Genomic DNA, 12,594 nt, shown 5'->3' with positions numbered 1-12,594 from the left:
ATATCTGACCCGTTTACGACGATATTCGCCTTTAGTCTACCAAAGCCAGCGCCTGATCGAGTACTTTTGCACCGTTAAGTGTGCCGTAAGCCACCGAATCGATTACCGCAATCGGGATTTGATAACTGTCGGTAAGTTTACGATTTTCTTCAAGTTTAAAGCGTACCTGCGGCCCTAACAGCACGGCTATCACCTCAGCGCCGTAATTTTGCAGCTCGTCACGCAGATTCTGCTCGGGAATCGCATAGATTTGATACTCAAGGCCGCGCGCTGCCGCCTCTTTCTCCATGCGAGTCACCACCATTGAGGTCGACATGCCTGCCGCGCAGGCCAGTACGATACGTTTCATCATCAGACTCCTTATTTCCATTCATCATCAAGCGTTAGCGTCAGCTGATGGCAGTCACGCAGGCCGCGATACCAGTGAGCCGATTTTTTCATTCGGCGCTGGCGCTGGTTTTCCAGATCGATCTCGATTAATCCATAACGGTTCTTGAAGGCGTTCATCGGCGATACGTTATCGGTAAATGCCCACAGCATATAGCCCTGACAATTGGCGCCCGCCTCGCGCGCTTTCAGCGTCTGATACAGATGTTCGGCGATAAACTCAATGCGATAATCATCCTGTATCTCGCCGTCGGCATTTTTAAACTGCGCTTCGTTTTCAATGCCCATGCCACTCTCCGCCACAAACCACGGGACGTTGCCATATTCATTCTTAATCCGCATTGCCATATCAAAAATAATCTGCGGCATAATTTCCCAGCCGCGGGACTTATTCATCCGGCGGCCTGGCAGCTCAAAATGCTCGTAGTAGTAAGCCGGATGAAAAGGCGTTTCCGCATGCCAGGCGCGAGAAGGCGCCTTAACGCGATGCGGATAATAGAGATTGATGCCGACTTCATCGACGCGATAGTCAGCGATCAGTTGCAGCTCAGCAGCGTCGTAATCCCACTGCACGCCATGCTGTTGCAGCAGCGCGATCAGCTCTGGTGGATATTCGCCTTTCATCGCCGGATCAAGAAATACCCGGTTATAAAACAGGTCGTAGAGATGCGCCGCTTTAACATCATGCGCGGCACTGGAGCGTGGATAAGTCACTTCCGGATTTAGGATAGTCCCTACAGTGCCCGGATAGCCTTTTTCACGAAACAGCTTCACCACTTTGGCGGTTGCCAGATTTTTATGGTGATTCCACTGCATCCATTTATGTGTATTTTGCTCGTAAGGCCAGCGCAGCGCGTCCAGATAGACGCGGGTCTGCACCACAATCGGCTCATTAAAAGTGAACCAGCGCGTGACTTTATGCGCGTAGCGGGCAAACACCTGTTCGGCATACAGCAGATACAGTTCCACCACTTTTTTCGACGCCCAGCCGCCATATTGCTCCAGTAAAATAGCCGGAAGCTCATAGTGTTCAAGGCATAGCATCAGTTCAATGCCCTGGCGCTGCATCTCATCGATCAGGTTGTCGTAGTAGCGGGCGTACTCTTCATCCACCACTCCATTTTCATAGTCGGTGAGAAACCGTGACCAGTTGATGGAGGTGCGGTAGTGCGTCAGCCCGGCAGCTTTCATTAATGCCACATCTTCCTGATAGCGGTTAATAAAATCGGTGGCCCCCGCCGGGCCATAGCCGTTATGCCAGACGTGGCGATCGTGCTGATACCAGGCATCAAGATAAGAATCCTGCCCCGGTTTTTTGCCGCTCCAGCCTTCGGTTTGCCAGGCTGAGGCGGCAGCGCCGAGAATAAAATCTTGCGGGATGGAGACACTCACTTTGCTCATGCCAGCTCCTGTTTTTCGGGTTGCAGCAATTTCTCTTCCGCTGCCTGTGCGCGGCGGGCAGCGATTTTGACAAACGGGAAGTAGATAACCACTGAGACCAGGATGCAGACGATTTGCGTCACTACCGCGCCCATTGAACCGGCGGTGGACAGCCAGGCATTGATAATCGGCGGCGTAGTCCACGGCACCATCACTACCGCCTTACCGGCGAAGCCGGTAAGGGTCGCGAAGTAGCCAATCGAACCGGTAATTAATGGCGTAATAATGAAAGGGATCGCCAGGATCGGGTTTAGCATAATCGGCATACCGAAGATCACCGGCTCATTAATGTTAAACAGCCCGGGTCCAAAGGAGAGTTTGGCAATTTCACGCATCTCCTTACGTTTGGTTGCCAGCATGACCGCCGTCAGCAGGCCAAGCGTCAAGCCGGAGCCGCCAATGCTCATATACACATCCCAGAACGGCATAGTGATGATATTCGGCGCTTCGATACCCTGCTCAAAAGCATTCATATTGACCAGAATCGCCCCTAACAGCAGCGGCTCGCGGATCGGCTTAATCATCTGATTGCCGTGAATACCAATCACCCAAAACAGCTGCGCGACAAACATCAGCAGCAGAATGCCCCACAGGCTCTGCACCACCGATTCCAACGGCTCCTGCACCACTTTGTACACTGCATCATAGAGATACATGCCGGTAACGCGGTGGAAAATAAAGCCAAAGGTGGCGATAGCGGAGACGGTGATAATTGCCGGGATCAGCGCGGAAAACGAGGCGGCGACATTCGGCGGCACGGTATCCGGCATTTTTATTTTCAGGCGGTTGATGTTCTCCAGCCGGCAATAGATTTCTACCGACAGGATGGCGATAAACATTCCGAGAAACAGGCTTTTAGTATCGGAGAACTGCTTCGCCAGCACGTCGGTTACCAGTTGCATCTGGCCGCCAACCATCATTTGCAAGGTGGTGGGCGTCACGGCAATAAAGCAGATAATCGCTAACAGCCCGGGAAACAGCGTCCTGATCCCGTTGATTTTGCCCAGTTCAATACCAATCAGAAATACCGCGCCAATATTCAGAAAGCTTAAAGTGGCATAGTTAATACTGCTGGTGATCGGTTTCAGCTCGGCAAGAAAGGCAAGGGAACTGAAGCTTGCCAGACCATTTTTCGGATCCAACACCATATTAGAGATCAATACGGAAAAGGCACCGACAATAATCACCGGCATCAGGGTGATAAACGACGCCTTGATCGCCATGATGTAGCGATAACTATTAAATTTAGTAGCGAAACTCCCCAGAGAGTCGATCAGACGATCCTGTAGAGACATGAGTGATACCTCAAAGTAAAAGTGTCAGCGTCCGGTTATTGAGTTACTGGCGAAATTCCATTCACCTGGCATACCAAAATTAACCATATCGATTTATTTTTCTGTGATTAAGCTCTCGGAACGCTATTTTGGCATTCCAGTAAGATTAACTTTCAAATTTTGGTATACCAATAACCGAGGTGAGTATGGATTTCGAACAAACCATGATGGAGTTGTTGATCAATGCAGGCGAAGCGCGATCCCACGCGATGAGCGCTATCCAGTTTGCCCGTAAACGCCAATGGCAGAGTGCGGATGACGCGCTGGCGGCCTCTGTGGAAGCGGCAAAAGCGGCACACCATATTCAGACCCGGTTAATTGGTGCTGACGAGGGTGTCGGTAAGGTGCCGGTGACGCTGATCCTGGTACATGCGCAGGATCATCTGATGAATGCCATGCTGTGCCGCGATCTGGCCGAGGAGATTGTGTTGCTCAGAAAGGAGATGTTTGGCGGATAATCGTTTGGCACAGGCGGCAAGAACGCAGCCTGTGCATATGACTGTTATTTATCTGATAATTAACTTTCTAACGCCAGCAATTCGGCAATCGTCTGGCGGCGACGAATTTCACGCGGTTGTCCGTTTTCAAACAGCACTTCCGGCAATAACGGGCGCGTATTGTAATTTGATGACATCGACGCGCCATAAGCGCCGGTATCATGAAATACCAGATAATCCCCCACCTGCACCGCTGGCAGCGCGCGGGTTTCCACTTTACCGCCCTCCTGCTGGGTAAACACATCACCGGACTCACAAAGCGGCCCGGCAATCACACTCTCAATCGTCTGCTGGGGATCGATCTGACGTTCGTCTCCGGCCAGTGCTGAAATATGGTGATAGCTGCCGTACATCGCCGGACGCATCAAATCGTTAAACCCGGCATCCACCAGCACAAAGTGGCGGCTGCCCATCGCTTTCACCGCTCTGACCTGGGAAACCAGCACGCCAGATTCCGCCACCAGATAGCGACCCGGTTCAATTTCCAGCTTTACAGCATGACCGAGATGCGCGGCAATTCGCTGACGCGCGCCATTCCACAGGCCAAAATAGTGTTCGGTATCAATCGCCTCTTCACCAAAGTGATAAGGAATCGACAGGCCGCCACCGGCAGAAATCGCTTCAAGATCTTCACCAAAGCTCACCACCTGGTCGACCATCGCATCACACACCTGCTCAAGATGGCCGTAATCAACGCCAGAGCCGATATGCATATGAATGCCAACCAGTTTCAGACCATGCTGCTGAATAGCCTTCAGCGCCAGCGCTAAATCGGTATGCCAGATTCCGTGCTTGCTGTTTTCACCGCCGGTATTGGTTTTCTGACTGTGTCCATGGCCGAAACCTGGGTTCACCCGCAGCCAAACGCGGTGCCCTGGCGAAACCTCACCAAGCTGATGCAGCATATCCACTGAACCAGCATTGACCGGGATCTGTAGTTCCGCAACCCGTGCCAGCGTCGGTGCATCAAATACGTCAGCGGTAAACACAATCTCATCGCCGCCCGGCTGAAAACCCGCCACCAGCGCGCGCTCAATCTCACCCAGCGAAACGGAATCGACCTTAACGCCAGCCTGATGCATCAGGCGTAAAATATGAATATTCGAACAGGCTTTTTGCGCGAAACGAATCACATCAAACTGCTGCAATTGCTGGATGCGCTCGGCAATGATGCTGGCGTCGTAAGCCCATACCGGGCAGTCGTAGCGACGGGCCAGTTGCAGCAGGTTTTCGCCGGTCAGGGCAGTTTCGGTGTTATTCAGCGGGCGTGGCATAGCAATTCTCCTGAAGTAGTGACGCTATTACGCCACAGGCTGTTCTTGCTGAAAAATATCTGTTTAATCCATGTCTATGCAAATATGATATGGTTTTCACTGACGGATGGCGAAAATGGCCAATATCAACCTGCGGCATATTGAGATTTTCCATGCGGTGATGACCAGCGGTAATCTCACCGAAGCGGCAGCAATGCTGCATACCTCCCAACCCACCGTCAGCCGCGAACTGGCACGCTTCGAGAAACTGATTGGTTTACAGCTATTTGAGCGGGTGCGGGGCCGACTGCAACCGACCGTGCAGGGCTTACGGCTGTTCGAAGAGGTACAGCGCTCATGGTACGGGCTGGATCGCATTATTGATGCGGCAGAAGGCCTGCGTCAGTTTCGCCAGGGCGAGCTTTCCATCGCCTGTCTGCCGGTATTTTCTCAGTCGCTGCTGCCGCTACTTTGCCAGCCGTTTCTGCAACGCTATCCCGATCTCAGCCTGAATATCATTCCGCAGGAGTCACCGCTGCTGGAAGAGTGGCTCTCTGCCCAGCGCCACGATTTGGGGCTGACCGAAACAACTCTGACGCCAGCGGGCACCGATCGCATCGAATTGCTGACGCGCAATGAGGTCTGCGTGTTGCCAACAGGCCACCGCCTGGCGGCGCGCACGCAGCTGGAGCCACAGGATTTCGCAGGGGAAAATTACATCAGCCTGTCGCGCAGCGACAGTTATCGGCAGCTGCTGGATAAGCTGTTTGCGGAACATGGCGTGCAGCGCCGTATGGTAATGGAGACGCACAGTGCGGCATCGGTTTGCTCGATGGTTAAAGCCGGAGTGGGAATTTCAGTGGTGAATCCACTGACGGCGCTGGATTACGCCGACAGTGGAGTGGTGATTCGCCGGTTCAGTGTCGATGTGCCTTTTACCGTCAGTTTGATCCGGCCGCGTCATCGCCCGGCCTCGGCGCTGGTGGATGCCTTCAGTCAGCATCTGCAACAGCATATTGGCCTGTTCAGCCAGCGCCTCGACGCGTTACTGGCTTAAGCGCTGACCGCTTCCGGGCGGCCAGATGCATTGCGGAAGGTGATCAGGCAAACTACCAGCCCAATCGCCGCCAGCACGGCGGCAGCAACCGGCACCGCCGTCAGACCGAAGCCACCGCTGATCACCGCGCCGCCGACCCACGCACCCAGCGCATTACCGACGTTAAACGCCGAAATGTTCAGGGTCGAGACCAGGTTTGGCGCATCTTTACCGTGACGGACCACGTTAATTTGCAGGCCCGGAACGGTAGCAAACGTCGCCATTGCCCATAAGAAAAGCGTGATTTCCGCCAGCCACAGCGCATGGCTGGTCCAGCTGAACAGCAGCGACAATACCGCAATTAACGAGAAGCTGAGCATCAGACTGAAGGAGACGCGCCAGTCTGCCAGCTTACCGCCGAGAATATTACCGATGGTCAGGCCCCCCCCAATCAGGAACAGCGTCCAGCTGACGCCGCGATCGCTGATGCCGGTCACTTCCAGCAGCAACGGCGCGATATAGCTGAACAGCGCGAACATAGCCGCAGCAAAGAACATCGTCATCAGCAGTGACAACCATAGCTTGCCATTGGCCAGCGCGCTGATTTCACTCGCCAGATGGACCGGCTTCTCTTCTTTATTTACCGGCAGGCTGACGATTAAGGCGATAAATGCCAGTACGCCGATAACCGATACCGCCCAAAACGTGGCACGCCAGCCAAATAACTGGCCAAACCAGGTGCCTAATGGCACGCCCAGCACGTTGGCCAGCGTCAGGCCGGTAAACATCAGCGCGACCGCCGAGGCCTGCTTGCCTGCCGGTACCAGACTGGCAGCAACTACCGCGCCAATCCCGAAGAAGGCACCGTGACATAATGCAGTCACCACGCGCGCCAGCATCAGCAAGTTATAGCTGTACGCCAGCGCACACAGAATGTTGCCAACGATAAAGATCGACATCAGTAATATCAGCGTGCGCTTACGCGGCAGTCTGGCGGTCAGCAGCGCCATAATGGGTGCGCCAATGGCAACACCCAACGCATAGCCACTGATTAACCATCCGGCTGATGGAATCGAAACGTGTAGATCTTTAGCCACCTCAGGCAGCAGCCCCATAATGACGAACTCAGTGGTGCCGATCGCAAATGCACTCAGCGCCAACGCCAGTAATGAAACAGGCATATCATTCTCTCCAAAAAAACTTATAACTTCAGGCAGGATGTTTTACGTATAAAGGTCATTTTTAGTGATGTCAGCTATGAGGGCTTGATTTGATCTACATCACAATCGACTATTAGAACATAGCCGATAATAGCCATACATCACATTTACAGCAAATGTGTGTTGACCGGTTAGCAATAATCATGCTTGTCGCACCTAATAAAACAGGTGCAAATGTAAACAATCAGCTGTTAACGCGTTTTATTGTTAATCGAATTTTTATTCTAATTCTGCCGGTAAACTTTAGTCATTCTTAACATTCCGCGTTAAGATTGATCCCGTTTTTACGGTTTTATACAATCAAGCATTGCTATCTTGAGTGAGGTTGTTAGGATTTTTCAGCATTTCGCCTTAAAGAATAATGCTTTGCGGCCGATACCTGGTTAATGGAGTGGCCTGGTGATAGTTACGTTGCTTGATAATCAACGTCGGGGAGACATGATGCGACTGCTTATATCCTTAATGTGTTTGTTACTTGCTGGATGCTCGGTAGGCAAATATGAGTATAGTGGAGAGGCTCTGAAAAGGGTCGACATGACGGTAACGGGTATACCTACGGTGATGGGAATTGGCACCCTGGGTACGACTATCCCGTTGACCGATAAATATAGTCTGACCGCCGCACATGTGGCTAAATTTTCAACCTATAAAGTCAAGGCGTATCATCCTGATTGCGATTTGGCGATTGTATATCGCAAAAATAATGAAACAAATCTGCCACCCACCTTCCGTAATGGCAAGATGGGGGACACGGTAAACCTGTATGGCTATAGCTTTATTTCGGCGATGCCGGTCGCGTCCAGCGGCACCAACTTGGTCAATACCGGACTGAAAAATAGCTGGAACAATTTGAACTGTGTGGTGGTGGCTGCCGATGCAGGCGTAGTCAAAGGGATGTCAGGTGGCGCAGTCTATAATGCCTCGGATGACAGTATTGCGGGCGTAATTGTCGGCTATACCAATGAAATTAATGAGAGTAAAACCGGCAAGAATCTGTATAAAAACGTCGCGCTCTACGTCCCTTATGCCAGCTTCAAAGACTGGCTGGAACAGACCACCCGCTCTTAACCGAACCGGCGTATTCACTATCGGCAGCAACAATGCCGCCGATAGTCAATTTACAGACTACAAAACTGCATCAGGCCGTGTCGCGCAGTTCAAACATGCCAAACGGGTGAATCTGCAAGTAGTAGCAATCGCCCGGTGACGGTTGTAACTCAATCGCATTAACCTGCAACAATAATTGCTGTCCGTGCCAGTCAACCAGCACTTCATATTGCGGCCCCATATAGGCGACTTTTTTAATGGTACAGCGCTGGCTGTCCTCCCCCTGCTGACTGAGGGTGATCGCCTCCGGACGCACACCAACCGCACACTGCTGCAATCCGCTGGCAAAACCTTCAGGTCGTGCAATCGCATAGCCAAAGATTTCGACGCGATTGTGATTAATACGCGCATCGAAGATATTGGCGTCTCCCATAAAGCCGGCCATAAAGCGCGAAGCCGGATAGCGATACAGCGTTTGCGGCTCGCCCAACTGCATAATCTTGCCTTTGTTCATTACCAGCACGGTATCCGATACCGCGAATGCCTCACTTTGATCGTGGGTGACATACAGTGAGGTGATATTGAATTGCTGCTGCAGCTCGCGGATTTTTTCACGCATGCTGCGGCGCAGGTTGGCATCAAGATTACTCAGCGGCTCATCAAACAACAGCACCTTGGGCTTCAGGATCAACGCACGCGCCAGTGCTACTCGCTGCTGCTGTCCACCGGAAATTTGATCGACAAATCGATCTTCAAATCCTTCCAAATCCACCAGTTTCAGCGCTTCATTCACCCGATCGCGGATTTCGGCTTTTGGTCGACCCAGCATACGCAAGCCGTAGCCGATGTTTTCTCCCAGCGACATATGTGGAAACAGCGCATAAGACTGAAAAACCATACAGATATCACGCTGCTGAATCGAGCGGTGGGTCACATCCTCACCATCAATCAGGATCTGCCCTTCGGTCGGTTTTTCCAGCCCGGCCACCAGCCTTAATACCGTAGTTTTGCCACAGCCCGACGGCCCCAGCAGTGTGACCATCTGCCCCTGTGGAATGGCGAGGCTGAGATCGTCAATCACCACGTTATTCCCAAAGCGCTTACCAATATTTCTCAGTTCGACGAAGTGTTTTTTATTATCATTTGGTTGTGCAACGTTAGCGTTCATAAGCACCCTGTTAACTGTTTTTCGCCCGCGAACGGGCCACGCGCGCTTCACCGACCAGCGCATCAAAGATAAAAATGATGGCCAGCATCACCACGATCAAAATCGAACCATAGGCAATCGCCATGCCGTATTCGCCATCCTCAACCCGGTTGAGGATGTAGGACGTCGCCACGCGGGTATCTGGCGTCACAAGGAAAACAATGGCGCTGACGGTGGTAATGGCGCGCACAAAGCTGTAGATCAGTGCCGAAAGGATTGCCGGTCGCAGCAGCGGCAGTACGATAAACAGCACGGTTCTTAACGAGCCGGCGCGCAGGCTGAGTGAGGCTTCATCCAGAGATTTATCCAGTTGTCCCAGCCCGGCAATACCGGCGCGAATTCCTACCGGCACGTTACGCATCACCATTGAAATAATCACAATCGCCGCGGTTCCGGTGAGATAAACCGGTGCGCTGTTAAACGCCAGAATATAGGAGACGCCCGCCACGGTGCCCGGCACCGCGAAGCACAGCATGGTCGTAAACTCGATCACTTTTTTACCGGTGAAGTGCTGGCGCACCACAATGTAAGCAATCAGTAAACCAAAGATGGCGGTAATCGGCGCAGCAATACCGGCATACAGTAGCGTGTCGAGCAGTGAAGGCCAGGCACCGTCACTGAATCCCTGTCCGAACAGCTTGCTGAAGTTATCCAGCGTCAGGGTGTAATCAACGCCCCAGTTAACCGTGAAGCTGCCGTAGAAGATGCTGCCGTACAGCAATACGTTAAAACCGATCCATACCCACAGCAGCAGCGTCACCGCCGTCACTAACGAGCCAGGTAATGGCTGTACATCGCCACGCGAAGATTTTCCGGAAATGGTGACGTAAGAGCGTTTACCAATCCACATATACTGGATGCAGAAGACCAGCAGGGAGAACAGCAGCAGGATCACTCCCAGCGTACTGGCGGCGGCATAATCCAGCTGAGCGCCGGTAATATAGAAGTAGATTTGCGTTGCCAGTACATCAAAGTTACCGCCCAGTACCAGCGGGTTACTGAAGTCAGCCAGCGATTGTACAATTACAATTAAAAACGAGTTAGCCAGCGCCGGTTTAAGCAGCGGTAAGAATACCCGCTTAAAGGTCTGATAGCGGTTGGCACGCAGGGTATAAGAGGCTTCTTCCAGCGACGGATGAATAGTTTTAATCGCACCGTCGAGGATCATAAATGACATCGGCGTAAACGCCAGCACCTGCGCCAGCCAGATGCCGGTAAAACCGTACAGCCAGTTACTGTTGGTCAGCCCAAGATACTGCACCATAAATTCGGTGATATAACCGGAACGCCCCATCATCAGCGTCACCCCTAAGCCGACGACGAACGGCGGAGTCACAATCGGCAGAATCGAAAAGATACGGCCAATCAGCGCTGAACGTTTAGCGATGCGCGTGGTGTAAATCGCCAGCACCAGCCCGAAGAAGGTGCAGCCAATCCCCACTGCGGCGCTAAGCAAAAATGAGTTCCAGATAACCTGAATGATATGCGCCTGACCGAGAATATTCATAAACTGCAACGGCGCGAACGCTCCGTTGTCATCACTGAACATCGGTTTGAAAATGGCCAGACTGGGATAGAGAATAAACAGCCCAATCAGCGCCACAATGGCGATCAGCGAGCCAAGCACAAAACGGTCGCCGCCCAGCCACTCCAGCCGCGACAGCGCCAGCGTCATAATAGCGCCGAGGCTGATCAGCATCAGAATCGATCCATAGCCCATTCCGCGCCCGATCAACGTGGCGCTGACCACCATAAACAGCGCGCAGAACAATGCATAACCCGCATCAAACAGATGGCGGCCACGCTGCTCACGACTGACGCTGTGCGCCGGGCGCACCAGCAGTAACAGCGGCAACAGCACCCATGCCAGACCAATATTGAAGCCATGCCAACCGTAAGCCGCAACAATCTCATCGCCGGTTGACTCCAGCAGTCCGTAGTCGAGGCTGAACACCGGCAGCAGCGCAAACGCCAGCACCAGAATACCCAGCCAATAGAAAATAGCATCCCGTCTCTGCGCCGGGCGCAAAGCTATAGCATCACTCATGATATTCCCCGGTAATGGGTAAAAGAGAGCAGCAGCACGCCATCAGCGACGTGCTGGTGAACGTGGGTTATTTACCCATCTTGACTTCATTGACCCACTTGGTGATCAAGTGTTTACGGGTATCGGAAGCGCCGTATTTATCCATGTCGTAATCGATCAATTTCAGATCGTCGAGTTTCAGCGAGTTCGGTGAGGTTTCGGCCGTGGTGTTGGTCAGGATCTGATAGGACTGCCCCTGCTTCCACGACAGCTCCTGCGCCTCTTTTGACAGTGACCAGTCTACGAACAGTTTGGCATTCTCCATATTGCGGGCATTTTTCAGGATGCTGACGCCGCCAATTTCATAGCCGGAGCCTTCACACGGTGAGATCAGCTCCAGCGGTGCGCCCTTCTCTTTTTCCAGTGAATAGTCGTGCAGGAAGCCAATGCCAATCGCGGTTTCACCGCGTGCGGCATTACGCGCCGGTGCAATACCGGATTTGGTATACTGAGAGACGTTACCGTTAATCTTCTTAAGGTAATCAAATGCTTGATCCTCCCCCCACAGCTGTGTGAAGGTCGCCAGTGCGGTGTAAGCAGTGCCGGAACTTTGCGGATCGGCAATCTGGATCTCGCCTTTATAGATGGGGTTGGTCAGATCCTTCCAGCATTTTGGCACCGGCAAATTTTTCTCTTTCAGGCGATTGGTATTTACCCCCATGCCGAGAATGCCGATGTAAATTGCTGATGAGTAATTGCCTTTCACCTTGGCCGGATCGCGGAACTTCGGCATGATCTGCTCAAGATTTGGTGATTTATATGCTGCCAGCAAGCCCATTTCACCAGCCTGCGACTGCGGATCGAGCGTGCCGCCATACCAGACATCCGCCTGCGGATTATTTTTTTCCGCATCGATTTTCGCCAGCGTGCTGCCGGATCCGTTGCGAATAAAGCTGGTTTTCACGTCATACTTTTCGCCGAAGGCTTTGGCTTCGGTTTCACACATGGTGTTGGTCGCGCTGCAATAGATCACCAGACGACCTTTGGCTTGCGCACTGCCGGCGAACGCGGCCAGTGTCAGCCCGGCGGCAATCAGGGTAGCGAGAGGGGCAAGTTTCATTTTTTATCCTTATCTTTTTTGGGTACA

The 12,594-nt window shown here is 52.5% G+C and carries 11 protein-coding genes; 3 read left to right on the top strand and 8 right to left on the bottom strand.

Annotated elements, in window-relative coordinates:
* Window positions 1–31: 31 nt before the first annotated feature.
* From ACP3TC_RS03505 to ACP3TC_RS03495, 3 genes are read right to left on the bottom strand one after another with little or no spacing between them, the layout of a single operon-like run.
* A complete protein-coding gene (locus ACP3TC_RS03505; RefSeq protein ID WP_313857794.1) occupies window positions 32–349 on the bottom strand; it encodes a PTS sugar transporter subunit IIB in 318 nt (105 codons plus the stop codon).
* An 11-nt stretch (window positions 350–360) separates the two neighbouring features.
* On the bottom strand, window positions 361–1,788 hold the full coding sequence (locus tag ACP3TC_RS03500) for a glycoside hydrolase family 1 protein (protein ID WP_426817529.1): 1,428 nt from the start codon (window positions 1,786–1,788) through the stop codon (window positions 361–363).
* A complete protein-coding gene (locus ACP3TC_RS03495; RefSeq protein ID WP_313853534.1) occupies window positions 1,785–3,122 on the bottom strand; it encodes a PTS sugar transporter subunit IIC in 1,338 nt (445 codons plus the stop codon). The genes ACP3TC_RS03500 and ACP3TC_RS03495 overlap by 4 nt, the downstream gene beginning before the upstream one ends.
* A 185-nt stretch (window positions 3,123–3,307) precedes the next feature.
* Here ACP3TC_RS03495 and ACP3TC_RS03490 point away from each other — a divergent pair, with 185 nt between their 5' ends.
* Window positions 3,308–3,619: a PTS lactose/cellobiose transporter subunit IIA gene (locus ACP3TC_RS03490; protein ID WP_313853535.1), complete on the top strand. Its 312-nt coding sequence runs from the start codon at window positions 3,308–3,310 to the stop codon at window positions 3,617–3,619.
* A gap of 59 nt (window positions 3,620–3,678) precedes the next feature.
* Here ACP3TC_RS03490 and lysA read toward each other — a convergent pair whose 3' ends face one another.
* Entirely contained in the window at window positions 3,679–4,932 is a 1,254-nt protein-coding gene (gene lysA, locus ACP3TC_RS03485) for a diaminopimelate decarboxylase (RefSeq protein WP_313853536.1), read from the bottom strand.
* 115 nt (window positions 4,933–5,047) lie between these two features.
* Here lysA and ACP3TC_RS03480 point away from each other — a divergent pair, with 115 nt between their 5' ends.
* Window positions 5,048–5,968: a LysR family transcriptional regulator gene (locus ACP3TC_RS03480; protein ID WP_426817528.1), complete on the top strand. Its 921-nt coding sequence runs from the start codon at window positions 5,048–5,050 to the stop codon at window positions 5,966–5,968.
* Here the strand turns inward: ACP3TC_RS03480 and ACP3TC_RS03475 are convergent.
* Entirely contained in the window at window positions 5,965–7,128 is a 1,164-nt protein-coding gene (locus tag ACP3TC_RS03475; RefSeq protein WP_313853539.1) for an MFS transporter, read from the bottom strand. The two genes, ACP3TC_RS03480 and ACP3TC_RS03475, sit on opposite strands and share 4 nt — an antisense overlap.
* 480 nt (window positions 7,129–7,608) lie before the next feature.
* On the opposite strand from ACP3TC_RS03475, the gene ACP3TC_RS03470 reads away from it, so the two are divergent.
* Window positions 7,609–8,235 carry a serine protease gene (locus tag ACP3TC_RS03470; RefSeq protein WP_313857796.1) on the top strand — a complete coding sequence of 209 codons (627 nt, stop codon included), beginning with the start codon at window positions 7,609–7,611 and terminating at the stop codon, window positions 8,233–8,235.
* Between the two features lie 70 nt (window positions 8,236–8,305).
* Here ACP3TC_RS03470 and fbpC read toward each other — a convergent pair whose 3' ends face one another.
* The 3 genes from fbpC to ACP3TC_RS03455 all read right to left on the bottom strand — a co-directional run bounded on the left by fbpC (window position 8,306) and on the right by ACP3TC_RS03455 (window position 12,567).
* Window positions 8,306–9,382, bottom strand: coding sequence for a ferric ABC transporter ATP-binding protein (fbpC, locus tag ACP3TC_RS03465; protein WP_313853540.1), 1,077 nt, complete (start codon window positions 9,380–9,382; stop codon window positions 8,306–8,308).
* 10 nt (window positions 9,383–9,392) lie between these two features.
* Window positions 9,393–11,468, bottom strand: coding sequence for an ABC transporter permease (locus ACP3TC_RS03460; protein ID WP_313853542.1), 2,076 nt, complete (start codon window positions 11,466–11,468; stop codon window positions 9,393–9,395).
* 67 nt (window positions 11,469–11,535) lie between these two features.
* Window positions 11,536–12,567: an ABC transporter substrate-binding protein gene (locus ACP3TC_RS03455; protein ID WP_313853543.1), complete on the bottom strand. Its 1,032-nt coding sequence runs from the start codon at window positions 12,565–12,567 to the stop codon at window positions 11,536–11,538.
* Window positions 12,568–12,594: the final 27 nt, after the last annotated feature.

It is taken from the genome of Winslowiella sp. 2C04, assembly GCF_050037805.1.
GTDB lineage: Bacteria > Pseudomonadota > Gammaproteobacteria > Enterobacterales > Enterobacteriaceae > Erwinia > Erwinia toletana_A.
The sequence above is the reverse complement of the archived record's forward strand: the minus strand, read 5'-3'. Positions and strand labels throughout refer to the sequence as shown.